Raw genomic sequence first — 23662 nt, forward strand, 5'->3', positions numbered from 1 at the left:
CCCACGGCGCTGTTGTTTTCGGGGCCGGTCAGCACAAGGCGACGCCATGCAATACCAACTGATTTTTGAGCAGCCCCGTCTCGAGGCCTACCTGGCCGAGCTCGCGGACGGGCCGCTCGCCATCGACACCGAATTCGTGCGCACCCGCACCTATTACCCCCAACTCGGCCTGTTCCAGATCTACGACGGCCATCAACTGGCCTTGATCGATCCCCTGGCCGTGGACATGTCCCCCTTGTGGAAGATCCTCGGTGAGCCGGGCCGCCTCAGCGTGTTGCACGCCTCGGGTGAGGATCTCGAACTCATCCAGCATGAGGCCGGCCACCTGCCGGCCCTGATGCATGACACCCAGCTCGCCGCCGCCTTCCTGGGCTACGGCGTGTCGGTGGGCTTTGGCGCCCTGGTCAAAGATTTCCTCGGGGTGGAGCTGGTCAAGGATCAGGCCCGCACCGACTGGCTGGCCCGTCCCTTGAGCCCGCGTCAGCTCGACTATGCGGCGGCTGACGTCTTCTATCTGGTGCCTCTCTACCGGCAGGTGATGGCGCGGCTCGCCGAGAGTGGCAAGCTGGCCTGGTTCGAGGAGGAGTGCCGTAGCCACTGCGCCCGCAAGGTGGCCATCAGCGATCCCTATCAGGCGTATCTGGACATCGGCAACGCCTGGCAGCTGGGGCGGCGCGAGCTCGCCATCCTGCGCGAGCTGGCGGCCTGGCGCCAACAGGAGGCGGTACGCCGGGATCTGGCAGTCAACTTCGTGGTCAAGGAGCTGCATCTCTACAAGGTGGCGGAGCGCCGACCGGCCTCTTTGCGCGATCTCAACGAGCTTGGCCTGCTGCCCATCGAGATCAAGATCCATGGCAAGCGCCTGCTCGATATCGTCGCCAAAGCCCAGGCCGGGGATCCGCAGCTGTGGCCCGAGCGTATCCGCCGGCTGGTAGACTTTCCCCAGTACAAGGGGGAGCTCAAGCGCATCAAGGCCCTGGTCGAGGAGAAATCCAAGGAGTGTGGCGTGCCGCCCGAACTTATCGCCAGCAAGAAGACCATCCACCAGTATTTCACCTGGAGCTGGCGCCTGAGCGAGGCCGAGCGTGCTGCACTCGAGCCTCCTGCTCTGCTCACCGGCTGGCGCCGTGAGCTGGTGGGGCATCTGCTGCAGGAATAGGGAGCAGGGAGATCTCTGCCCCGAAGCGTTTGAGTATGTTCTCATAATGCCGCTTGTCGACGAGCAGGGCCCGGATCGAGGCATCGATCCGGGCCTTTTGTTGCTCGTCGGTACTCGCGAGGCTCATGATGAGGTGCACCGGGGTGGCCCGGGTCGTTATCAGCGGGTAGAGCTCATCGAGGGGGAGGGCACTTTGTCTCAGGGTGATGAGATTACCCGGATCTATGATGATGCCCTGGATCCGATCAGAGAGCAGCAGTCGAACCAGTGGCTCGAGGCGCATACGAACGATCAGCTGTTTCTGAAGGCGGGGATCGGCCAGCAGGGGGCGAAAGGTTTCACCGTAATCAAAGCCTTTGAGCACCCCGAGCAGGAAGTCGTCGCGTCCCACAAGCTCCTGTAATCCCTTGAGGTGCTGCCACTGGGGCAACTGGGGGCGGTGGATCATCAGGGCGGTCTGTTCGGTGCGGTAGGGGAGAGAGAAACGGGCATAGCGGGCGCGCTCTTCGGTGTTGTTGGCCGACATGCCGATATCTATCGAGCCAAATTCGATCTCCCGCAGCACCCTGGCCCAGGGCATCTCGATAAATTGGGGGGTGAAGCCTGCCTCTTCCAGGATGAGACGAGTCAGCTCCACATCCAGGCCGGTCAGGTTGCCTGCGCTGCGATAGGAGTAGGGATACCAGTCGGTCCAGCCGACGCGCAGGGGTTGATGCATCTTGTTGGCCTCATGGGCCGCAAGAGGAAGAGCCAAAAAAAGAAGCAGGAGTAAACGAAGCACGATACGCCCCCGGCTGGAGTCACTCCCCAGAGTATTGAGCAGGGGAGAGCGGCTCACCAGCCAGAGGCGGCATCCATTACAATTCGTGGGCGTGGTTGCCCTTGCGATAACGACTCTCGCAGCGCGGGCAGCGCTGCAGGGCGGGATCCTGATCCAGTGCGGCGACGGAGAGCGGCTCCTCGCAGTCGGCGCAGAGACCATAGAGGCCCAGTTCCATCTGACAGAGGGCGGCCTCCACATGGAGCAGCCGGGCGGTCAGGGGGGCGCTCTGGTTGGGCAGGAGTCGCTGTCCTATGCTGATCAGCTGCTCGGTATCACACTGGGCCAGCTCGGGCCCCATTTCGCCAACCTGCGTCGCTTCCATCCGGGCAACCAGCTCGGCGCGGGCTTCGGCCCAAAGGGATTCGAGACGGCGACGCCATTCGATCAGGCGTGCCTCACTCAGTTCACACACAATGCCCCCATCAGGCTAACAACAGTGCGCTCAGTATAGGGAGGGCGAAGGGGGCTCAGAATGATATGAGTCAAGTTAGCCATGGTTAGCCCAGCTTTTCTGCCGCCTGCAGCAGGGCCTCCCGGATTGGCGCTGTCTCTTTATAGGTACGCAGGGAGAGAAACAGCGCATCGGCCTCAGGGTATTCCCGCTTGAGGTAGCTAAACCACTGCTTGATGCGGCTCGGGTAGTAGTCGGCCTTGTCACTGGCCAGATCCTGATCGCTGTAACGCACCATGAGTCGCAGCACCTCGGGCCAGCTCATGTGGGGGCACCCTTGCTTCATCACATCGGCAAGGTTGGGTAGCGACAGGGCGCCGCGTCCCACCATGAGGCGATCGCAACCCGACACCTCGCGGCAGCGGACGGCGTCGGCGTGGTTCCAGATCTCGCCGTTGGCGGTGACCGGGATGGGCAGGGTGCGGCGGATGGCGTCCACATATTCCCAGTGCGCCGGAGGACGGTAGGCCTCGACCTTGGTGCGGGCGTGGACTGCCAGCTCGTTGGCGCCCCCCTGACAGACGGCGTCGGCGTTCTCCATATAGAGGGACTTGTCCTCGAAGCCCAGGCGGATCTTGGCGCTGACCGGCAGGTGCGCCGGCACCGCATCGCGCACTGCCCGCACGATGGCGTGTACCGTCTCGGGGGTTTTCAGCAGCACGGCGCCCCCCTGGCTCTTGTTGACCGTGGGAGCGGGGCAGCCAAAGTTGAGATCGACCCCGGGGGAGCCGAGCTCCACGGCGCGCAGGGCATTTTCGGCCATCCACTGTGGGTGTTGTCCCAACAGTTGTACCCTGACCGGCGTGCCGGCACGGGTCTTGCCGCCTTGCTTGAGTTCGGGGCAGAGGCGGTGATAGACCTTGGCAGGCAGCAGCTGATCGACCACCCGCACGAACTCGCTGATGCACAGGTCGTAGTCGTTGACTGCGGTGAGGGTCTCGCGCATGAGATGATCGAGCACCCCCTGCATGGGGGCCAGAGTGACGTGCATGAAAATGGCTGCCTGCGTGAAAAAGGAGGCGAGATTGTAGTGGCAAGGGGGGCGCCTGTCAGCCACCATCTCAGCCAGGATAGTCGTACTCTGGGGAGGAGCGAGATGAAGACACTCTTGATGCTGCTTGGCTGGCTCAGTCTTGTCACTGGTGTGATTGGGATTGTGCTGCCTCTGTTGCCGACAACCCCGTTTGTATTGCTGGCCGCCGCCCTCTTCGCCCGCTCGTCACCGCGCTTTCACGCCTGGCTGTTGGCCCACCGCTACTTCGGCCCCCTGATCCTGGACTGGCAGCAACACAGGGGGATTCGCCGTTCGGCACGGCGGCGGGCCAACCTCTTTATATTGATGACCTTCTCACTCTCGCTGATCCTGATACCCGATATCCGGGTGCGTGTCCTGCTTGTGGTGATAATGGTGATCCTGCTCACCTGGCTCAATCGTTTGCCCCTGGTCGAGCCAGTTGCATTGAAGGAGTGAAGTGCCTAAGCTATGGCGGCAAAATGCAATGGAGTGGGCCTGTCATTTTTGCGATGACGGGCTTTTTTGTTTTTCGCCGAGGCGAGTCGAATCAACGGTTACAACATGAACCCGGATACCCTGAAGTTTCTCGAAAACAGCATCAAGACCATTCCCGACTATCCCAAGCCGGGCATCATGTTTCGCGATATCACCAGCCTGGTGGAAGATGCCGAGGCATTTCGCACCACCATCGATCTGCTGGTGAAGCACTATCAGGATCAGGGGATCACCAAGGTAGTGGGTACCGAAGCCCGTGGCTTCATCTTCGGTGCACCGGTGGCCTGTGCCCTCGGCGTCGGCTTCGTGCCGGTTCGCAAGCCCGGCAAGCTGCCGCGTGAGGTGATCGAGGAGTCCTACGAGCTGGAATACGGTCAGGACACCCTGCAGATGCACACCGATGCCATCGTGGCCGGTGACAAGGTGCTGGTGGTCGACGATCTGCTGGCCACCGGTGGCACCGTGGATGCGGCGGTGAAGCTTATCCGTCGTGCCGGCGGTGAGGTCACCGATGCTGCTTTCGTCATCTCCCTGCCCGAGCTGGGCGGCGATGCCCGCCTGACCGCGGCCGGTGTCAAGGTGCTGAGCCTGGTTGAGTTCGAGGGGGAGTGATCCCCTCGTGCTGACAAGGGCCGCCTCAGGGCGGCTCTTGTCGTTTATGGGTGCCGCAAATCCGCGCACTCGATCCCCGGACGGTATTGCCGTCGCCCCCTTTGTGTTAGCATCCCCGCCATTACCCTCCCAGCCCCAGATGGAGTGCGATGAGCTATCAGGTTCTGGCCCGCAAGTGGCGCCCCCGTACATTTGACCAGGTGGTAGGTCAGCAGCATGTGCTGATGGCCCTCACCAATGCCCTGGAGCAGGGGCGATTGCACCATGCCTATCTGCTAAGCGGCACCCGAGGGGTCGGCAAGACCACCATCGCCCGCATTCTGGCCAAGAGCCTCAACTGCGAGCAGGGGGTGAGCAGCCATCCGTGTGGCGTCTGCGACACCTGCCGGGAGATCGACCAGGGTAACTTCGTCGACCTGCTGGAGATAGATGCGGCGTCGCGCACCAAGGTGGAGGACACCCGTGAGCTGCTCGACAACGTCCAGTACCGACCGGCCCGCGGGCGCTTCAAGGTCTATCTCATCGACGAGGTGCACATGCTCTCTCGTCACAGCTTCAACGCCCTGCTCAAGACCCTGGAGGAGCCGCCCCCCTATGTGAAGTTTCTGCTGGCGACCACGGATCCCCAGAAACTCCCCATCACCATACTGTCGCGTTGCCTGCAGTTTCACCTGAAGAGCCTGGATCAGACCCAGATCGCCAAACAACTCGAGTGGGTGCTGGACAGGGAGGCGCAGCCGTTTGAGCCGCGCGCCCTGTTGGCCCTGGCCAAGGCGGCCGATGGCAGCATGCGCGATGCCCTGAGCCTGACCGATCAGGCCCTGGCCCACGGCAACGGCAGCGTGCGCCTCGAGAGCGTGCTCTCCATGCTCGGTACCCTGGATCATCGCCACCTCTACCAGCTGGTGGAGGCGGTGCTGCGCCAGGATGCGCCGGCTGCCATGGCCAAGGTGGCCGAAATCGCCACCCTGGGCCCCGATTTTGATCAGCTGCATGCCGAGCTGGAGGCCCTGCTGCACCGCACCGCATTGGCGCAGATGCTCCCCTCCAGCGTGCAGGAGGAGGGGGGCGATGCCGATGCCCTGCGTCTGTTGGCCCAGACCATGAGCCCCGAAGAGGTGCAGCTCTGTTACCAGATTGCCCTCAATGGTCGCAAGGAGCTTCCCTGGGCCCCGGATGGTCGCTCCGGCCTCGAGATGACGGTGCTGCGCATGCTCGCCTTCTCGCCCCGCCGGGTTGCGCTGCCGCCGGCGAGCTTCAGTCCGGCGCCCCAGGCCATGGCGCCTCTGGGGACCATGACGGCGGTGCCCGCCCAGGTGACGCGCTCTGCCGATGAGAGTGCCCCTGCCCGGCCCCAAGGGTTGGCGCAAGAGCAGAGTATCAGCCCGGCGCCGGTGGTCGCGGACGAGACGGGAAAGTCGTCACCGGCGGGAGAGCCTGAGCCCGCCGAGCAGGCCCTCTTTGCCGAGCAGGCCGAGTTGATGCAGCAGGCCGAGCAGATGGGTTATGCGCCCTCTTCGCAAGAAGAGGTACAGGCCGTGGCGCCTTCCCCCGTGGTCGACTCCCCTGAGCCTGAGCCCAGGGTCTCGGGGGCCCTGGCACTGCTTGGCAAGAAGAATATGCTGCGCAGCCGCTCCCGTGGTGAGCCTGCGCCGGTGCGGGTACCGTCGGTCACACCGCCTCGCCAGGTCGAGAGTGCCCCGTCCCCCGCGCCGCGAGCAGAGCCTTTGCGTCCCGCGCCGCCTCGTGTGGATCCGGCCTTCGCCCCCCTTGAGGAAGAGGAGGATGACGGTCAGCTCTGGAGCGACTACGAGGCGGCCATGGCCAGTGCCGAGCCGCCCATGAGTGCCCCGCCCGCGTCGGCGGCATCCGTCGACGATCTGCCGCCTTGGCCGCTGGATGATGGTCCGGCGCCCATGCCGGCCCCCGAGCCTGTCGCGATGCCAGTGACCGCGCCGGTTGCGCCGCCTGTTGCAGAGCCTGTGATTGCGACAGAGGCGCTTGCCTCCCCCGAGCGACTGCCCATCGACTGGGATGAACTGGAGAGCGACGAGGAGCAGGGGGACTTTGGCGAGCGCCTGATGCCGGCCAGCCTGCTGGCCCACTGCGGCGATCCCTGGGCCGAGCTCATCTCCCACACCCAGGTGGGGGGGCGGCTGCGCCAGCTTGCCATTAACTCGGTGTTGCGCCGGGAGCCGGGTCTGTTGCACCTGACCCTCAAGCCCGAGCAGCGTCACCTGGTGAGCGACAAGGCGTGTCAGGCTCTGGCCGAGCATCTGACGCCGGCGCTCGGTGAGGCGGTGCGAGTCGAGGTGGAGCTGGGGGTCGTCGAGGGGCAGGAGACGCCGCTTGAGATCGAACATCGCCTCTACATGCAGGTGTTGGAGCAGGCGCGAGGGGACATGCAAGGGGATCCCCATATTCAGTTTTTACGTCAGCGCTTCGGAGCCGAACTTCATATCGACTCCATCGAACCTCTGACCGATTGATGTCAGTCACGCTGATGTCACCTTCGGGCCCGCCCGGCTTGAAAAAATGCTTGCCGCCCCCATATTGTTCGGTAAGCCCCGCGGCCTGGCCGCATCCGTTCACGATGAGAGACGAGAGATATGTTTGGTAAAGGTGGAATGGGTAACCTGATGAAGCAGGCGCAGCAGATGCAAGAGCGCATGCAGAAGATGCAAGAGCAGCTGGCCGAGATGGAAGTGATCGGCGAATCCGGCGCGGGTATGGTCAAGGTCACCATGACCGGCAACCACAGCGTACGTCGCGTCGACATCGACCCGAGCCTGATGGAAGATGACAAGGAGATGCTCGAGGATCTCATCGCGGCCGCCTTCAACGATGCGGTGCGCCGTGTCGAGGAGCAGAACAAGAGCAAGATGGCCGAGCTGACTGGCGGCATGCAACTGCCCCCCGGCTTCAAGATGCCGTTCTAATCCCGATGGGCCCCGCTTCGGCGGGGCCTTTTGTATCCGATTCAGGCTCATAGGCTATGATTGTGATGGTTTTTACGGGAGATCATCATGCGCACGCGACACGCTTTCTGGATTGGACTGCTGCTACTGGCCCCCTCGCTTCGGGCCGAGCCGCTGCTCACCATCGAGGCAGGCACCGGTGGGGTGGTGAGCCTGACTCGCGAGCAGTTTACCGCTTTGCCCCAACATCGTTTAACGACCAAGACACCCTGGACCGAGGGGATGCACTCTTACCAGGGGGTGTTGCTGCGGGACTTGCTGAATCAGGCCGGGCTCAAGACCCCCGAGGTGTGGGCCGTGGCACTTAACGACTATGCGGCGTCTATCCCCAGGGAAGATGCTGACCGTTACCCCGTGCTGGTGGCGGCCGAGCAGGATGGCGCTGTGCTCACGGTACGCAACAAGGGGCCGCTTTGGATCATCTATCCCTTAAGCGATTTTCCCGAGCTCGACAAGGAGCGCTACCACAGCCGCATGGTGTGGCAGGTCAAGCGTCTCGAGGCCCGCTAGTCTTCCGTATCGACGCAGGTCTTCGCCCATGACAAGGTGGGGCGGGTTTGGGTATAGTCCTGCCCCACACCGTGAGCAAAACGAGAGCGCGATGAAATTCAGTCCCCTCCTTGACGAGATGATCAAGGCCCTGCAAGTCCTGCCCGGCGTCGGCCCCAAGTCAGCCCAACGGATGGCGTTCCAGCTGCTTGAGCGCGAGCGCAGCCGTGGCCTGCGGCTGGCCCAGACCCTGACCCGGGCCCTGACCGAGATCGGTCATTGCAGCCACTGCCGCACCTTCACCGAGAACGAGCAGTGCGATCTGTGTGCCAGCCCCAAGCGTGCCGAGAACGGCCTGCTCTGCGTGGTGGAGAGCCCGGCCGATGTCGCTGCCATCGAGCAGACCGGCCACTACAGCGGGCGCTACTTCGTGCTGATGGGGCACCTCTCGCCGCTCGACGGTATCGGCCCCGAGGAGCTGGGGCTCGAGATCCTCGAGCGCCGGTTGCAAAACGAGGCCATCGAGGAGCTGATCCTCGCCACCAACCCCACCATCGAGGGGGACGCTACCGCCTGGTACATCGCCGAGATGGCCCGCTCTGCGGGGGTCAAGGTGAGCCGCATCGCCCACGGGGTACCGGTTGGCGGCGAGCTGGAGCTGGTGGACGGCACCACGCTCTCCCACTCATTGATGGGGCGTCAGCCCCTCAACTGAGTCGTCACTCCCGCCACCGGGTCGTCAGGCCCGGAAGATCCGGGCCCTGCACATGCGGGGCCTTTTTCTGCGGGCCAGTGGTGAAATATGCAGCGGTCGGTGCGGCATTTTATCTGTCACCCCTTGAAAGCCGTCAGGGCGCCCCCATCTTCCTTGTCGAATCCGTTCAACCTGAAATCGTCAAGGAATTGCCGATGACCCAAGCCGTTCATGCAGAAACCCACGGGTTTCAGACCGAAGTCAAACAGTTGCTGAGCCTGATGGCCCACAGCCTCTACTCCAACAAAGAAGTGTTCCTGCGCGAGCTCATCTCCAACGCCTCCGATGCCGCGGACAAGCTGCGCTTCAAGGCGCTCTCCGAGCCTTCCTTGTATGAGAACGACGGTCAGCTGCGCGTTCGTCTCATCGTCGACAAAGAGGCGCGCACCCTGACCATCTCCGACAACGGGATCGGGATGAGCCGTGACCAGGTGATCGAGCACCTGGGGACCATCGCCCGCTCCGGCACCGCCGAGTTCTTCAAGAACCTCTCCGGCGACCAGAGCAAGGACTCCCAGCTGATCGGCCAGTTCGGGGTCGGCTTCTACTCCGCCTTCATCGTTGCCGACAAGGTGACCGTGGTTTCCCGCGCCGCCGGCGAGCCGGTTGATCGCGCCGTGCAGTGGGAATCGGAGGGTGAGGGCTCCTTTACCGTCGCCGACGTGACCAAAGAGGGTCGCGGTACCGACGTGATCCTGCACCTGCGCGCCGAGGAAGAGGAGTTCCTCGATGACTGGCGTCTGCGCTCCGTGGTGGGCAAGTACTCCGATCACATCTCGATTCCGGTGGAGATGTACAAGGAGGGCACCCCGGATCGGGAAGAGGATGGCGAGACCATCGTCGGCACTCCGGGTGAGTGGGAGCAGGTCAACCGGGCCACCGCCCTGTGGACCCGCAACCCGAAAGAGATCAAGGACGAAGAGTACCAGGAGTTCTACAAGCACATCGCCCACGACTTCGAGGATCCGCTCTTGTGGGCCCACAACCGGGTCGAGGGGGCTCAGGAGTACACCAGCCTGCTCTACGTGCCGGCACGCGCCCCGTTCGATCTCTACAACCGCGAGCAGAAGCACGGCCTCAAGCTCTACGTGCAGCGCGTCTTCATCATGGACGACGCCGAGCAGTTCATGCCCACCTACCTGCGCTTCGTGAAGGGGGTGCTGGACTCCAATGATCTGCCGCTCAACGTGAGCCGCGAGATCCTGCAAGACAACAAGACCACGGCGGCTCTGCGCAAGGCGTGCTCCAAGCGGGTGCTCTCCATGCTCTCCAAGCTCGCCAAGGACGATGCCGAGAAGTACGCCACCTTCTGGAAAGAGTTCGGCAACGTGCTCAAAGAGGGTCCGGCCGAGGACTATGCCAACCGCGAAGAGATCGCCAAGCTGCTGCGCTTTGCCAGCACTGCCGGTGACGGCGAGGCTCAGACCGTGTCGCTGGAAGATTACGTCGGCCGCATGAAGGAAGGTCAGCAGAAGATCTACTACATCACCGCCGACTCTTACGCCGCCGCCAAGAACAGCCCGCATCTGGAGATCTTCCGCAAGAAGGGCATCGAGGTGCTGCTGATGTGGGATCGCGTCGACGAGTGGCTGATGAGCCACCTAAGCGAGTTCGACGGCAAGCAGATGATCTCGGTCACCCGAGGTGAGCTGGATCTCGGCGAGCTGGAAGATGCCGCCGACAAGGAGGCCCAGGAGGCGTCCGAGAAGGCCAACGCCGACCTTATCGAGCGGGTGAAGCAGAGCCTGGGCGATGCGGTCAAAGAGGTGCGCGTCACCCATCGCCTGACCGACTCGCCGTCGTGCATCGTCACCGACGCCTACGGCATGAGCACCCAGATGCTCAAGCTGATGCGCGCCGCCGGCCAGCCGGTGCCGGAGCAAAAATATATCCTCGAGCTCAACCCCGAGCACGCCCTGGTCAAGAAGCTGGGCGATATCGAGGACGAGTCCCTGTTCGGTGACTGGGTGACCCTGCTGCACGAACAGGCCCAGTTGGCGGAGCAGGGAGGACTGACCGATCCGGCCAGCTTCGTGGCCCGCGTCAACCGGCTGCTGCTGAAGTAATAGTGCAAGGCCCACCTCGGTGGGCCTTCTGTTTTTTGCATGTTCACGCACCACGCTTTCGGTTGCGCGAAGCAAAAAGGGCGTCACAAGGAGCGGGAACTGGTGGTAAATTGTGCGCTTGTCCCCCCGAAACTTGTGGAAGCAGGGGAAAGCGTGTAGCTTTTCTTGCGCTTAATTTTGAATAACCAATCAATAGGAGCGTGTATGCGCATTGTTCTGCTCGGGGCGCCGGGTGCCGGCAAGGGTACCCAGGCTCAGTTCATCATGGAAAAACACGGTATTCCGCAGATCTCCACCGGCGACATGCTGCGCGGTGCGATCGCGGCGGGCACCGAGCTGGGGCTCAAGGCCAAGGCGGTGATGGACGCAGGTCAACTGGTCTCCGACGACATCATCATCGGTCTGGTTAAAGAGCGTATCGCCCAGTCCGACTGCGCCAACGGCTTCCTGCTGGACGGTTTCCCGCGCACCATTCCCCAGGCCGAGGCCATGAAGGAAGCGGGCGTCAATGTAGATTTCGTGCTCGAGTTCGATGTGCCGGACGAAGAGATCGTCAAGCGCATGAGTGGCCGCCGCGTACACCCGGGCTCGGGCCGCACCTACCACGTCGTCTTCAACCCGCCCAAGGTGGAAGGCAAGGATGACGTGACCGGCGAGGATCTGGTGATCCGTGCCGACGACGAAGAGACTACCGTGCGCAAGCGCCTCGACGTCTACCACACCCAGACCGCCCCGCTGGTCGGGTTCTACAAGGCAGAGGCCGATGCCGGCCGCACCCGGTACCACAAGATCGACGGTACCCAGAGCGTCGATGCGGTGAGTCAGCAACTGGCTACCCTGCTGGGCTAAAGTCTGGTATTAAAAGAGGGCCCATCAGGGCCCTTTTTTTATAACGATGACTCAGAGAAGCAAAGTGACAACCAAAACCGGGATCCTGCTCGTCAATCTGGGCACGCCGTCTGCCCCGACCACTGCGGCCGTCAAGGCCTTCTTGCGCCAGTTTCTGCACGATCAGCGGGTGGTCGATGTCCCCCGCGCCCTCTGGTGCCCGCTGCTCCACTTTATCATTCTGCCGACGCGCTCCCCCAAGGTGGCCAGGCTCTACCAGTCTATCTGGAGCGCCGATGGCTCTCCCCTGATGGCCATCAGCCAGCGTCAGCGCGCGGCGCTTGAGCAGGAGCTCAAGCGCGAGGGGGTCGAGGTGCCGGTGGCCCTGGCCATGACCTACGGTTCACCCTCCATGAGCGAGGGGTGGGAGAGCCTCAAGGCGCAAGGGGTGAATCGGGTCATCATATTGCCCCTCTACCCCCAATATTCGGTGAGCACCACCGCCAGCGTCTTCGATGCCTGGGCCAAGGCGATGAAAAAAGAGCGCAACCTGCCGGTGATGCGCCTCATCCACGACTATCATGGCCACCCCGACTATATCCGTGCCCTGGCCCAGAGCGTGCGCCGCTACTGGGAGCAGCAGGGGCAGGGGGATCACCTGCTGATGTCGTTTCACGGCATTCCCGAACGGTATCAGGAGGAGGGTGACCCTTACGGCTATCAGTGCCGTGAGACGGGCCGCCTGCTGGCCACCGAGCTGGGGCTGGCCGAGGGGAGCTGGAGTGTCACCTTCCAGTCGCGCTTTGGCAAGGAGGAGTGGCTCAAGCCCTATACGGACGAGACGGTCGCCGCCTTGCCGGCCAAGGGAATAAAACGGCTCGATGTCGTCTGTCCCGCCTTCTCGGCCGACTGCCTCGAGACCCTGGAGGAGATCGACGGCCAGAACCGCGAGCTGTTCCTCGAGCACGGTGGTGAGGCATTTCACTACATCCCGTCCCTTAACGACGATCCGGCCCATATCCGCATGATGGTGTCGCTCATCTGCCGCGAGCTGGCCTGAAGGAGAAGCCAAGATGCTGCACATTACCTTGATCTATGCGGGCCTGCTGGGCCTGCTCTTTCTGTACCTCTCTGCCTGGGTGATCCGCTGTCGTCTGCGCTACCGGGTATCCCTGGGGGATGGCAACGAGCCGGTGCTGCGCTCTGCCATGCGCGCCCATGGCAACTTTGCCGAGTATGTCCCCCTGATACTGCTGCTGATGGGTGGCGTCGAGCTGGCCGGTGCCTCCCCGGTCATGGTGCACGCCATCGGTCTGCTGCTTCTGGCGGGACGCCTGCTTCATGCGGTGGGGATCCAGCAGCGGGCTGCCCCCAATCTAGCCCGCAAAGGGGGCATGATACTGACCTTTACCGCCTTGCTGATGGCCAGTGTTCAGGGTATCTGTCTGGGCTGGTGAGCCCGGGGACGCAGACTTCGGCGGTAAACGTTTTCCTTTTTCGTGCCTGCGTTGTCTTGGTAAGGAAAGTGAAACGGGCGACTTTTCGCACCGCCGCGATGTGGTAGAATCGCGCCCCACTTTTTCCCCTTCAGCCGAAGATCAGAGCCATGAAATTTCCCGGTCAGCGCAAGTCCAAACACTACTTTCCGGTGGATCGCCGCGATCCCCTCATCTCCCAGAATGCAACCCTCGGCGAGCGGGGCAAGGCGTATGTGGTGGGGATTGATCAGACGCTGGTCGATATTGAAGCTCATGTGGATGTCGCGTTCCTCGAGCGCTATGGCCTGAGCCGTGGCCACTCCATGCTCATCTCCGACGAGGTGGCCGAGCAGATCTACGACGAGCTCAAGAGCAACAACATGGTGGTGAGCGAGTTTGCCGGTGGCACTATCGGCAACACCATGCACAACTATTCGGTGCTGGCTGACTCCCACTCCATCCTGCTCGGGGTGATGAGTCAGGACATCCGCATCGGCAGCTATGCCTACCGTTACCTGTGCAACACCTCGTCCCGGGTCAACCTGGACTACCTGCAGCCGGTCGATGGCCCCATCGGTCGCTGCTTCACCTTCATCACCGAAGGGGGTGAGCGCAGCTTTGGCATCAACCCCGGCAAGATGGACCATCTGGATGTGGCCCACATCCCCGAGAGCATCATCAAGGAGGCCTCGGCGCTGGTCATCACCGCCTACCTGGTGCGCGGTGAAGATGGCACCCCCATGAAAGAGGCGGCCATGAGTGCGGTGCGCTACGCCCGTGAGGCAGGCGTCCCCGTGGTGCTGACCCTCGGCACCCGCTTCGTCATCGAGTCCGATCCCCAGTGGTGGCGCGACTTCATCAGCGAGAACGTCACCGTACTTGCCATGAACGAAGAGGAAGGGGAGGCCCTGACCGGCTTTGCCGATCCCCTGGCCGCCGCCGACAAGGCGCTGGACTGGGCCGACATGGTGCTCTGCACCGCAGGCCCTGTGGGTCTTTACATGGCGGCCTACACCGAGGATGACTTCAAGCGCGAGACCACCTTGCCACTGCTGCCCGGTGTCATTCCCGAGTTCAACATGTACGAGTTCAGCCGCCCCATGACCCGCAGTGGCTGCCGCGTGCCCAAGCGCATCTACTCCCACATCTCCCCCTACATGGGTGGGCCGGAGAAGATCAAGAACACCAACGGTGCCGGCGACGGGGCCCTGTCTGCCGTGTTGCACGACATGGTGGCCAATGCCTACCACCGCGGTGCCGTGCCCAACTCCGCCAAGCACGTGGCCGATTTCCTCACCTACTCCTCCCTCTCTCAGGTGTGCAAGTACGCCAACCGGGTGAGCTATGAGGTGTTGGCCCAGAGCAGCCCGCGTCTCTCCCGTGGCCTGCCTGAGAAGGAAGACAGCCTGGAAGAGGTGTACTGGGAGCGTTGATCCCGGCATGTGTGAGAAGGGGCCCTTGGGCCCCTTTTTCGTGTCCGCTATCAAACTCCTGATGCATGAGTGCGGAGTCAAATGGACTATTTGATCCTAATGCCATAGCGTAGCTAGACCTGTTCAACGGAGGAACTCGGTGTGCTAAGAACGCTCTCCATTCGCCAGCGTCTGTTGCTGGTGTCGCTACTCATTGTCCTCTCACTCGTCCTGTTGACCCTGCTTGCGGCAACCCTGGACTATCGCAGTCTGATGGCGGAGAAGGGCAAGCAGACCCGTCATCAGGTCGAGACGGCCTGGAGCCTGGTGGCCAGCTACGCCAAGCGGGTCGAGGCCGGGGAGCTTGATGAGGCGCAGGCCAAGCAGGCGGCGCTCCAGACACTCAAGGCGCTGCGTTATGGCCATGATGACTACTTCTGGATCAACGACAGCCGCCCCTTCATGGTGATGCACCCGATGAAGCCTGCGCTCGATGGCCAGGATCTCTCCTCCATCACAGATCCCGCTGGCAAGCGTCTTTTCGTCGAGTTTGTGACCGCCACCCAGACCCGGCGCGAAGGGGGGCATGTGGCCTATCAATGGCCCAAGCCGGGGGCCGATGAGCCCGTGGCCAAGATCTCCTTTGTGAAGCGTTTCGAGCCCTGGGACTGGATCATCGGAACCGGCATCTATGTGGATGACGTGCAGCAGCAGTACTGGCAGGTCCTGGTGCGGCTGTTGTCGCTCAGCGGCGTGATCCTGGCCGTCCTCTGCGGCGCACTCTGGTGGCTGACGCGCTCTATCGTGACGCCGCTGGCGGCGACGACCGGGGCGCTCGATGAGCTGGCTCGCGGGGAGGGGGATTTACGGGCCAGGTTACAGGCCGAGGGGCGTGACGAGCTATCGGCACTGGCTCGCAACTTCAACCGCTTCACCGAACAGATGGGCTCTCTGGTGCTGCAGGTGCAGGGGATCGCGGCGGAAAACGACAAGGCGGCCACCCAGCTGGCGTCGGTCGCACGTAGCCACCATCGGCTCGCCAATGAACAGGTGGGGGATACGAAGAAGGCGGCAGAGGCGATCGCGCTGGTGACGACCGGCTGCACCCAGATTGGCGATCATACCCGTGAGGCGGCGGCGTCGGCCGAGCAGGCCATGATGATGATCCGGGAGGGGCAGAGCCTGATGCAGGAGACGGCCGATGCGGTCGGTCGTCTTGCCGCCCAGTTGATGACCTCGGTCACCGCCGTGTCGCAGCTGGACTCCAACAGTCAGAGCATCGAGAGAGTTCTTGAGGTGATCCGCGGGGTCGCCGAGCAGACCAATTTACTGGCCCTCAATGCCGCCATCGAGGCCGCCCGGGCCGGGGAGCAGGGGCGCGGCTTTGCGGTGGTGGCCGATGAGGTACGCACCCTGGCCAATCGCACTCATGCCTCGACCGATGAGATCCGCGACATGATAGCCAGGGTGCAAGAAGGGACGGCCCAGGTGACGGGCCAGATCGGCCAGTTGCAGTCTCTTTCGGACGTCACCGCCAGCTCGGCGGCTCGCATGGGCGAGGTGATCGGCCATATCTCGACCGTCATCGATACCATCAGCCGAATGAACGGGCATATTGCCGAGGCGGCGAATCAGCAGACCGACTCTGTGCGGGGGATCCACAGCCACATGGACACGATAGCCCTGGCTGCCCACCGGGCCCTCGAGCATAACGAGCAGACGGAGCGGGCCGTGGTTCAGCTTGAATCGCGCAGCAGGCAGCTCTCCACCCTGGTTGGCAGCTACCGAATATGAGGAAAGGGCGGGCTTTTTTCCGCGAATCCCTTGAGTCCACTGGGGTTTTGGGCGACCATTTGCCCCAGATGGCCACCCTGGCCCGCGCACAGTGCAAGAGAGAGCCCAATGAGCAAGTTAACTGATAACCTTGACGCCAATTTCCAGCTGTTTGTCGAAGAGGTCCGCGAATCGGGCCAGTTGTGGGGGCTGCGTTACGGTGAGGACTGGGTGGTCTGCCAATCGGCCGAATTTGAAGACGCCGATGTGATGCCGCTCTGGTCCAACGAGTCCGATGCACGCCTGCACTGTGCCGAAGAGTGGGCCGACTATGAGCCGGATGCCATCGATCTGGAAGAGTTCCTCGATGTCTGGGTCAACGATCTGGATGAGGACGAGGTGCTGATTGGCCCCAACTGGAATAGCGATCTGGAAGGGGCCGAGGTCGAGCCGATTGAGCTGGCCAAGGTGCTGGTCGAGGTGGATGAGGCCTGATCTCTCCTCTTGTCTCTGCTATCCACACCCCGCGATGACCTCGCGGGGTGTTCTTTTTGGGGGGCGGCACCCTATTTGTGAGGCTTGTCAGTATTCCTCTGTCGTGCTGACGGCCCCAATGGAGTATTCTCAGGGTTTGGGAAAAGGCTCGCCACGAGCCGGTCAGGGCCGCTTCTGTGAAGAAGAGGGCATGAAACAGGGAGGTGGAATTGAGCCACTCAGATCAGTGGGATCAGTTGCAATGGCGGGTGCTATGGGATCTGGCACAGACCATAAGCCGTGAGCAAGGACGCCTGCCCCTGCTCGAGAGCACCATGGTGCGCATCTGCCATCACACCGGGGCACTGGCCGCCGTCGGGTTGGCGAGGGAAGAGGGGCGTTATCGGCGGCTCTGCACCATCCCCTCGGCTCCCTTGCACAAGGGGGGGCTCATGGCGCTGGAGTCCACCGTCGTCACTGGGTTGGTGGCACAGCTTTGGCCCGAGTGGGGAGAGCAGGCCGCCTATTTTGCTCTGGCGCCCACCGAGGATCTCCTCTTGCTCTTTCTGCTGGGGGAGGGGCCCCATCCCGATTGGTCGGCCAGGCTCTCTCCTCTCTTGCCCAACCTGGCCCGGAGTATTGCCTTGCTGGGCGAGCGTGAAGAGTTGGCGCAGCTGCGAGCGCATACCCTCTCTCCTCTCTCGAATCCTCTTCTGCTGATGGCACTTCCTCTGCCTCTCTTTACCCAGGACAGCAATGGTCATCTGGTATGGGGTAATGCTCCCTTCACCGAGTTGCTGGGGATCAATCTGGCAGACCATCTCGCATTGGGCCCCACGAGCTGGTGGCCGGGTGAGGGGGGAGAGCAGATGCACCTTCGGGATCAGCGACTGCTCCAAACGGGTGGCTCCTACCGGGAGCGCTTCGATATGGCCGGCAGAGGAGACATCCTGTGTTGCAAAGGGGCCGTGCCCGACTCGTTAGGTCGAGCCGGGCTGGTGGGGGCGCTTGTTCATCTCCCCGGAAAGACCTTATGGGAGCAAGATGAGCTGCTGGAGTCGGTGATGACGGCCCTCTCTCTGGGGATGGCCCACAGAGACAGCAATACCCGTGAGCATGAAGTGAGGGTGATGGATCTTGCCTCGCGTATTGCCGACCGGTTGGGATTATCCTCCTCCAAGTGCCGGGAGATCGCGCTGGCTGCCATGGTGCACGATGTGGGGCTTGTTCGGGTTCCCGCCGAGATCCTGGTTCGTCCCCGGCGCCTGACGCCGCTCGAGTTTGAGTTCGTCAAGCAGCATGCCCGGGATGGCTTCGAGTTGCTCAAGACACTTCCTCTGCATGCCCCTATCGCGCAGATGGTGCTGCAACACCATGAGAACCTCGATGGCAGCGGCTATCCACAGGGACTCAAAGGGGAGGCCATCATGCTGGAGGCCCGTATTCTTCGGGTCGCCGACACCGTAGAGGCGATGCTCTCTCATCGCCCGTTTCGCCACCAGTACGATACGAACGCTGTACTGGCCGAATTGCGCCGTTATAGCGGCCTCTGGTTCGATGCCCGGGTGGTCGAGGCGGCGGCAGCCATCCTCGGATCCGGCTATCGGCTGCCGGAGGGAGGGGAAAAATGACGAAAGAGATGCTTGGTCGAGAGGAGCTATCGCCCCTGGTTGCTCCCACGCTCCTGACGGGATTGATCGCGAAATTACCGGCTCGCCTTTTGGTCACCGACAAGCAACAGCGGATTCTGGGTTGCAGCAAGATGCTGGCCGCAGAGCTGTCGCTACCGATCGATAGCATCGTCGGCAGGCGGCTCGACGAGCTGTTGCCCGTCAGCTGGCTGGAGGGGGACGAACGGGTCATGGGGGGGGGCGAGACCGTCACTCTGAGGCGCGCATACTCTGGTGGGGAGGGAGAGCCCCAGGCGCGGCTCACCAAATACCCTCTCTATGACGAGCAGGGGGCCGTCATGGGGATGGGGCTCGCCATCGACTCCCCCCAGAGCGAGCAAGGAGAGCCGGAGCTGAGGCGAAAAGTGTGGGCCATGGAGGCGAGCAGTCGCTGTAACCGGGCCCTGGTCACCGCCCAGAGTGTCGAGGGCTTGCTGCGGGGGGTGTGCGAGGCCCTGGTATTGCAAGATCGCTATCGTCTGGCCCTGGTCGCCTGGCTCGAGCAGGGTGAAGATCATCCTGTGGCGCTGGCGGCCCAAGCTGGTGAGGCGCGCGGTTACCTCGAGGGTGTCGCACTGACCTGGGATGATGTGCCCGTAGGGCAGGGACCTATAGGTCGCTGCCTGCGCGAGGAGCGCAATGTCAACGAGCCGGATCTTGTTCGCAGCCAGCACGGGACCTTTTGGCGCCGGCGAGCCGAGCGTTTTGGTCTGGGCTCGGCGCTGGCCTTGCCGCTGCTCTGCAGTGACGGGCGCAAGGGGGCGCTGGCCCTCTATGCCGATATCCCTCACGCCTTTGGCGAACAGGAGATAGCCCTCTTTGGGGAGCTGGCCGACAACCTGGTCTTCGGCCTCGAGGCTCTCTGGACCCGGGAGGCGTACCAGAGCACCCTGCGCACCCATGCGGCGCAGGCTCTCGCTCAGGAGAAGGCGCTGGCCGATGCCCTGGAGGCGATCGCCGCCACCCTGGAGCAGCGCGACCCCTACACGGCCGGTCATCAACAACATGTGGCCGAGCTCTCCCTGCGGATCGGTATGGAATTGGGGCTGAGCGCCAACCGGCTGCGGGGCCTCTATCTGGCAGGCATTGTTCACGATCTGGGCAAGATCCAGATCCCCATCGAGATATTGAACAAGCCGGGCTCGCTGACCGCGCTGGAGTATGAGCTGGTCAAACAACATCCCAAGACCGCCCATGACATTTTGAAAGGGGTCGCCTTTCCCTGGCCCATCGCCGAGATCATCTATCAGCACCATGAGTATCTGGACGGCTCGGGTTACCCGCGCGCTCTGGCGGGGGAGGCTATCTTGCTTGAGGCACGCATCCTGACGGTGGCCGATATTGTCGAGTCCATGTCATCGGATCGCCCCTATCGCGCCGCCCTCGGCATCGTGGAGGCGCGCCGGGAGATCCTGCGGATACGGGGTAGCCGCCTCGATCCCGAGGTGGTGGATGCCTGCGTACGGATCCTGGATCGAGGAGAGTTCGTCCCGCAGCTGCTCTGAGCGCGGGTGACTTGTCCAAAAGCACTGTACAAACGTACAATGCGCCCATGAGCGAGCCCCTCTCTTCGCCTGTCGCCCCGAGCGAAGGTTTCATTCTGACCCGCCATGCCCGCGATCACGGTGGGCAAACCGAGATCATCCTCTGGCTGTGGAGTCCACAGGGGCCGGTGCGGTTGGTGATCCCGGGCCAGGAGCCCCTCTTCTTCGTGCCTGCCGATCAGATAGACGAAGCCATGGCCCTGTTTCGCGCCCACGGGGTTCGCGGGCGCGCCCGCCGCCTGCCGATGCAGACCTTCGATGGCCGACCCGTCGCCGGCCTCTACTTTCCCACCCTGGCGGCCTTTCACAAGGCGGTAGAGCTGCTGCTCATCAAGGGCACCGAACACTTCGAGGCGGACATCCGCCTGCCCGAGCGCTACCTGATGGAGCGCTTCATCACCGCTGGCGTGAGGTTTCAGGGGCATTCAAGCCGGCGTGGCGGTCTCTGGCAGATCAGTGACGGGCGCTGCGCCCCGGCCGAGGTGGCGCCGACCCTCTCCTGGGTGTCGCTCGATGTGGAGTGTGCCATGGACGGGGCCCTCTTCTCGGTGGGGCTCTCTAGCCCCATGGACGAGCGGGTCATCATGATTGGCGAGCCCGAGGAGATGGGGACACCGGTGGAGTGGGTGGCCGATGAGCCGGCCCTGCTGGCGGCCCTGGAGCGCTGGTTCCAGCGCTTCGATCCGGATCTGGTGATGGGTTGGAACGTGGTCAACTTCGATTTTCGACTGCTGCTGCGCCGCGCCGATCTCCACAAGCGTCGACTGCGCCTCGGGCGCGGCCGAGAGCTCGCCTTCTGGCGTGCCTCGCGCCAGGATCCCCAGAGCGGCAACGTGACCCTGCCCGGACGCATGGTGCTGGACGGGGTCGACACCCTCAAGAGTGCCACCTGGCAGTTCCCCAGTTTTAGTCTGGATGCGGTGGCAGGCGAGCTGCTAGGCCGCGGCAAGGAGATCGAGGATGTGGCCAACCGGGGCCAGAAGATCACCGAGCTGTTCCATTCCGACAAGGGGGCGCTGGCTCGCTACAACCTGGAGGATTGCCGCCTGGTGCACGAGATCTTCGCGCACTGCGATCTCATTGCCTTCGCGGTGGAGCGGGCGGCCCTCACCGGCCTCGAGCTCGATCGCATCGGCGGCTCGGTGGCGGCCTTCACCAACCTCTATCTGCCGCGTTTGCATCGGGGCGGCTACGTGGCCCCGAATCTCCCCCGCGAGGGGGGATTGGCGAGCCCGGGGGGTTACGTGATGGACTCGGCCCCCGGCCTCTATCGCCACGTGCTGGTGCTCGACTTCAAGAGCCTCTACCCGAGCATCATCCGCACCTTCTGCATCGACCCCATGGGGCTGGTGGAGGGGCTGCGCACTCCCGAACACGCCATTCCCGGCTTTCGCGGTGCCCTCTTCTCCCGCGAACGCCACTTCCTGCCGGGCCTTATCGAGGGGCTGTGGCAGGCGCGCGATCGGGCCAAGGAGGCGGGCAACCAGCCTCTCTCCCAGGCCATCAAGATCATCATGAACTCCTTCTACGGGGTGCTCGGCTCGGGGGGCTGCCGCTTCTACGATCCGCGCCTGGCGAGCTCCATTACCCTGCGCGGTCACGGCATCATGCAGACCACCCGTGAGTGGATCGAGGCAAAGGGGTATCAGGTCATCTACGGCGACACCGACTCGACCTTCGTACACCTGGGCAAGGCGGTGAGCGGCGAGGAGGCCGACGCCATCGGCCGCTCTCTGGCGGAGCATATCAACCACCGCTGGCGGGAGAAGATCCGCGCCGAGTTTGATCTCGAGAGCGCCCTCGAGATCCAGTACGAGACCCACTACCGGCGCTTCCTGATGCCAACCATCCGCGGCCTCGAGAAGGGGAGCAAGAAGCGCTATGCGGGTCTGGTGGGCGAAGGGGAGGGGGAGCACCTGGTGTTCAAGGGGCTCGAGACGGTACGCACCGACTGGACGGCCCTGGCCAAGGAGTTTCAGTCCGAGCTCTTCAATCTGGTGTTTCACGACCAGGATCCGAGCGATTTCGTGCGCCAGGCGGTGGATGCCACCCGCAAGGGGGAGCGCGACGACCAGCTGGTCTATCGCAAGCGGCTGCGCCAGCAGCTCGAGGAGTATCAGAAGAACGTGCCGCCCCACGTGCGCGCCGCGCGTCTGGCCGACGACGAGAACCGCCGCCGCGGCTTGCCCCTGCGCTACCAGCATCGCGGCACCATCGCCTACGTCATGACGGTGAGTGGCCCAGAGCCACTCGAATACCGGCGCAGTGCCATCGACTACGAGCATTACGTGGACAAGCAGCTGCGCCCCATCGCCGACGCCATCCTTCCCTTCGTCGGGGCCTCGTTTGATCACATCTGCGGTCAGCAGCTCGATCTGTTCTGATCTGCACAGCAAGAGGGCCCTCACGGGCCCTCTTGCTGTGGTCTGGCGGGTCAGTCGATACGTCCCATCTCGACGGCGAAACTTGCCGCCAGCTGGGCGAACTTCAGGGCGTGGCCCGCCTGGCTGTCGGAGTTTTGCAGGGTGTCGTAGCGGGTGTGGATCTTGGGGTTGTAGTCGTTAAAGCGTGATTCGAACGGCATGGCCGCCGGGTAGCCCTGATTGTGCCAGGAGGCGTGATCCGAGCAGCCGTAGCCGCAGCTGTCGTAGCCATAGGTGATGGCCGGCAGGTAGGCGTCGATGAGGCTGGCCAGATAGGCATTGAGCTGGCTGTCGGTGTAGTCGGTCATGAAGACGATGTCCTCGGCCGACCCCTGATAGTTGGTCATGTCGAGCTGCAGCGCCGCCAGCACCCGGGTGCCGGCACTCTTGTAGCGGCCGGCGATATCCTTGGAGCCGCGCAGCCCCACCTCTTCTGCCGCATAGCCGATAAACTGCAGGGTGCGCTCGGGCTGACGACCCTGGCTCGCCAGCACCCGCAGCACCTCGGTCAGGGTGGCGATGCCGGAGGCATCGTCGTCGGCGCCCGGTGCCAGGGTCTGGCTGTTGGGGGCGTAGCCGGCGGTAGAGTCGAGATGACCGCCGAGCACCACCACCTCGTCCGGGTACTTGCTCCCCGTGAGAGTGAGTACCACGGACTGCTGGGGGTAGCCGCTGTGCTTGACCCGGCTGACCCTGGCCCAGGGCAGGGTACCGGTGAGCCCCTGCCATTGCTGGGCGACCCAGTCGGCGGACTGCACCCCTGTGGTGGTGGTGTAGTAGCGGTTACGCCAGCTCGAGAGTTTGCCGATGGTGCCGGCGATCTGCCCCTGATCCAGGTTCGGCAACACCCGGCGCACGCTGTCACCGCGCGCGAGGGGAGGAGCGGTGAAGCCCGCCAGGGTCTGGGGCTGGGCCATGGCCTGCAGGGCATCGGCCAGGCTGGCGTGTACCATGTAGCCGCCGCAGCGGGCGTGCTCCTCGTGCATCAGGGTGGAGAGGGCGGCCAGCTGGCCGGGCTCGACCCGGGCCAGCTGGATGGCACTCCCCTTGGCGCTGAACAGGGGCGCGACCTCGGCCCCCACGCGCCTGAGTTCGGGGCCGGCATCCGAGCCGACCGTGATCCAGACCGGCTCGGCGGCCTGAATGGCCAGGGGTAACAGCAACAGGGGAAGCATCCGTTTCATAACAGCTCCTTGATGGGTGAGAGTCGCAGCCAGT

General features: G+C 63.4%; 21 protein-coding genes. 17 read left to right on the plus strand and 4 right to left on the minus strand.

Annotated elements, in window-relative coordinates; all coding sequences use genetic code 11:
• Positions 1-46: 46 nt before the first annotated feature.
• A complete protein-coding gene (rnd, locus tag BN1133_RS07505; protein WP_050665919.1) occupies positions 47-1159 on the plus strand; it encodes a ribonuclease D in 1113 nt (370 codons plus the stop codon).
• Here rnd and BN1133_RS07510 read toward each other — a convergent pair.
• The 3 genes from BN1133_RS07510 to dusC form a co-directional block, all read right to left on the minus strand.
• A complete protein-coding gene (locus BN1133_RS07510; protein ID WP_050665920.1) occupies positions 1113-1877 on the minus strand; it encodes a substrate-binding periplasmic protein in 765 nt (254 codons plus the stop codon). The two genes, rnd and BN1133_RS07510, sit on opposite strands and share 47 nt — an antisense overlap.
• Positions 1878-2016: 139 nt before the next feature.
• Complete coding sequence (locus BN1133_RS07515; RefSeq protein WP_396021101.1) at positions 2017-2394, minus strand: TraR/DksA family transcriptional regulator; 378 nt, start codon at positions 2392-2394, stop codon at positions 2017-2019.
• 85 nt (positions 2395-2479) lie between these two features.
• The gene (dusC, locus tag BN1133_RS07520; protein ID WP_050665921.1) at positions 2480-3424 is read right to left on the minus strand and encodes a tRNA dihydrouridine(16) synthase DusC; all 945 of its coding nucleotides are present in this window, start codon (positions 3422-3424) and stop codon (positions 2480-2482) included.
• A gap of 105 nt (positions 3425-3529) precedes the next feature.
• Here dusC and BN1133_RS07525 point away from each other — a divergent pair, with 105 nt between their 5' ends.
• The 16 genes from BN1133_RS07525 to BN1133_RS07600 all read left to right on the plus strand — a co-directional run bounded on the left by BN1133_RS07525 (position 3530) and on the right by BN1133_RS07600 (position 22405).
• On the plus strand, positions 3530-3904 hold the full coding sequence (locus tag BN1133_RS07525; RefSeq protein ID WP_050665922.1) for a YbaN family protein: 375 nt from the start codon (positions 3530-3532) through the stop codon (positions 3902-3904).
• A 105-nt stretch (positions 3905-4009) separates the two neighbouring features.
• The gene (gene apt, locus BN1133_RS07530; protein WP_050666008.1) at positions 4010-4555 is read left to right on the plus strand and encodes an adenine phosphoribosyltransferase; all 546 of its coding nucleotides are present in this window, start codon (positions 4010-4012) and stop codon (positions 4553-4555) included.
• Positions 4556-4704: 149 nt separating this feature from the next.
• A complete protein-coding gene (gene dnaX / locus BN1133_RS07535) occupies positions 4705-7044 on the plus strand; it encodes a DNA polymerase III subunit gamma/tau (protein ID WP_050665923.1) in 2340 nt (779 codons plus the stop codon).
• A 120-nt stretch (positions 7045-7164) separates the two neighbouring features.
• Complete coding sequence (locus tag BN1133_RS07540) at positions 7165-7494, plus strand: YbaB/EbfC family nucleoid-associated protein (protein ID WP_050665924.1); 330 nt, start codon at positions 7165-7167, stop codon at positions 7492-7494.
• An 87-nt stretch (positions 7495-7581) separates the two neighbouring features.
• Positions 7582-8043: a putative pterin-binding protein gene (locus BN1133_RS07545; RefSeq protein ID WP_050665925.1), complete on the plus strand. Its 462-nt coding sequence runs from the start codon at positions 7582-7584 to the stop codon at positions 8041-8043.
• A gap of 91 nt (positions 8044-8134) precedes the next feature.
• Positions 8135-8737: a recombination mediator RecR gene (gene recR, locus BN1133_RS07550; protein ID WP_050665926.1), complete on the plus strand. Its 603-nt coding sequence runs from the start codon at positions 8135-8137 to the stop codon at positions 8735-8737.
• Positions 8738-8931: 194 nt separating this feature from the next.
• The gene (gene htpG / locus BN1133_RS07555) at positions 8932-10842 is read left to right on the plus strand and encodes a molecular chaperone HtpG (protein WP_050665927.1); all 1911 of its coding nucleotides are present in this window, start codon (positions 8932-8934) and stop codon (positions 10840-10842) included.
• Between the two features lie 204 nt (positions 10843-11046).
• Complete coding sequence (gene adk, locus BN1133_RS07560) at positions 11047-11691, plus strand: adenylate kinase (protein WP_050665928.1); 645 nt, start codon at positions 11047-11049, stop codon at positions 11689-11691.
• A 64-nt stretch (positions 11692-11755) separates the two neighbouring features.
• On the plus strand, positions 11756-12730 hold the full coding sequence (hemH, locus tag BN1133_RS07565; RefSeq protein ID WP_050666009.1) for a ferrochelatase: 975 nt from the start codon (positions 11756-11758) through the stop codon (positions 12728-12730).
• A 13-nt stretch (positions 12731-12743) separates the two neighbouring features.
• Positions 12744-13127 (plus strand): MAPEG family protein, encoded by a 384-nt coding sequence (locus BN1133_RS07570; RefSeq protein ID WP_050665929.1) that lies wholly within the window; start codon positions 12744-12746, stop codon positions 13125-13127.
• Between the two features lie 149 nt (positions 13128-13276).
• Positions 13277-14581 carry an inosine/guanosine kinase gene (locus BN1133_RS07575; protein WP_050665930.1) on the plus strand — a complete coding sequence of 435 codons (1305 nt, stop codon included), beginning with the start codon at positions 13277-13279 and terminating at the stop codon, positions 14579-14581.
• Positions 14582-14722: 141 nt separating this feature from the next.
• A complete protein-coding gene (locus tag BN1133_RS07580; protein ID WP_050665931.1) occupies positions 14723-16354 on the plus strand; it encodes a methyl-accepting chemotaxis protein in 1632 nt (543 codons plus the stop codon).
• 108 nt (positions 16355-16462) lie between these two features.
• Entirely contained in the window at positions 16463-16828 is a 366-nt protein-coding gene (locus BN1133_RS07585) for a DUF2750 domain-containing protein (RefSeq protein ID WP_050665932.1), read from the plus strand.
• 209 nt (positions 16829-17037) lie between these two features.
• Entirely contained in the window at positions 17038-18438 is a 1401-nt protein-coding gene (locus BN1133_RS07590) for an HD-GYP domain-containing protein (RefSeq protein ID WP_050665933.1), read from the plus strand.
• Positions 18435-19982 carry an HD domain-containing phosphohydrolase gene (locus BN1133_RS07595; RefSeq protein WP_082177950.1) on the plus strand — a complete coding sequence of 516 codons (1548 nt, stop codon included), beginning with the start codon at positions 18435-18437 and terminating at the stop codon, positions 19980-19982. The genes BN1133_RS07590 and BN1133_RS07595 overlap by 4 nt, the downstream gene beginning before the upstream one ends.
• A 47-nt stretch (positions 19983-20029) precedes the next feature.
• Positions 20030-22405, plus strand: coding sequence for a DNA polymerase II (locus tag BN1133_RS07600; protein WP_050665935.1), 2376 nt, complete (start codon positions 20030-20032; stop codon positions 22403-22405).
• Between the two features lie 50 nt (positions 22406-22455).
• Here the strand turns inward: BN1133_RS07600 and BN1133_RS07605 are convergent, their stop codons facing one another.
• Entirely contained in the window at positions 22456-23628 is a 1173-nt protein-coding gene (locus BN1133_RS07605) for a M28 family metallopeptidase (protein WP_050665936.1), read from the minus strand.
• Positions 23629-23662 lie beyond the last annotated feature (34 nt).

It is taken from the genome of Aeromonas schubertii (assembly GCF_000820105.1).
In the GTDB taxonomy this organism is placed as follows: Bacteria; Pseudomonadota; Gammaproteobacteria; order Enterobacterales; family Aeromonadaceae; genus Aeromonas; species Aeromonas schubertii.

What these genes read in the sequence shown, in the direction of transcription:
- BN1133_RS07545 (WP_050665925.1), top strand. Translation starts at nt 7,582, where the DNA reads ATGCGCACGCGACACGCTTTCTGGATTGGACTGCTGCTACTGGCCCCC.
- BN1133_RS07570 (WP_050665929.1), top strand. Translation starts at nt 12,744, where the DNA reads ATGCTGCACATTACCTTGATCTATGCGGGCCTGCTGGGCCTGCTCTTT.
- adk (WP_050665928.1), top strand. Translation starts at nt 11,047, where the DNA reads ATGCGCATTGTTCTGCTCGGGGCGCCGGGTGCCGGCAAGGGTACCCAG.
- BN1133_RS07595 (WP_082177950.1), top strand. Translation starts at nt 18,435, where the DNA reads ATGACGAAAGAGATGCTTGGTCGAGAGGAGCTATCGCCCCTGGTTGCT.
- BN1133_RS07605 (WP_050665936.1), bottom strand. Translation starts at nt 23,628, where the DNA reads ATGAAACGGATGCTTCCCCTGTTGCTGTTACCCCTGGCCATTCAGGCC.
- htpG (WP_050665927.1), top strand. Translation starts at nt 8,932, where the DNA reads ATGACCCAAGCCGTTCATGCAGAAACCCACGGGTTTCAGACCGAAGTC.
- apt (WP_050666008.1), top strand. Translation starts at nt 4,010, where the DNA reads ATGAACCCGGATACCCTGAAGTTTCTCGAAAACAGCATCAAGACCATT.
- recR (WP_050665926.1), top strand. Translation starts at nt 8,135, where the DNA reads ATGAAATTCAGTCCCCTCCTTGACGAGATGATCAAGGCCCTGCAAGTC.
- rnd (WP_050665919.1), top strand. Translation starts at nt 47, where the DNA reads ATGCAATACCAACTGATTTTTGAGCAGCCCCGTCTCGAGGCCTACCTG.
- BN1133_RS07585 (WP_050665932.1), top strand. Translation starts at nt 16,463, where the DNA reads ATGAGCAAGTTAACTGATAACCTTGACGCCAATTTCCAGCTGTTTGTC.
- BN1133_RS07540 (WP_050665924.1), top strand. Translation starts at nt 7,165, where the DNA reads ATGTTTGGTAAAGGTGGAATGGGTAACCTGATGAAGCAGGCGCAGCAG.
- BN1133_RS07510 (WP_050665920.1), bottom strand. Translation starts at nt 1,877, where the DNA reads ATGCATCAACCCCTGCGCGTCGGCTGGACCGACTGGTATCCCTACTCC.
- BN1133_RS07600 (WP_050665935.1), top strand. Translation starts at nt 20,030, where the DNA reads ATGAGCGAGCCCCTCTCTTCGCCTGTCGCCCCGAGCGAAGGTTTCATT.
- dnaX (WP_050665923.1), top strand. Translation starts at nt 4,705, where the DNA reads ATGAGCTATCAGGTTCTGGCCCGCAAGTGGCGCCCCCGTACATTTGAC.
- BN1133_RS07525 (WP_050665922.1), top strand. Translation starts at nt 3,530, where the DNA reads ATGAAGACACTCTTGATGCTGCTTGGCTGGCTCAGTCTTGTCACTGGT.
- dusC (WP_050665921.1), bottom strand. Translation starts at nt 3,424, where the DNA reads ATGCACGTCACTCTGGCCCCCATGCAGGGGGTGCTCGATCATCTCATG.
- BN1133_RS07575 (WP_050665930.1), top strand. Translation starts at nt 13,277, where the DNA reads ATGAAATTTCCCGGTCAGCGCAAGTCCAAACACTACTTTCCGGTGGAT.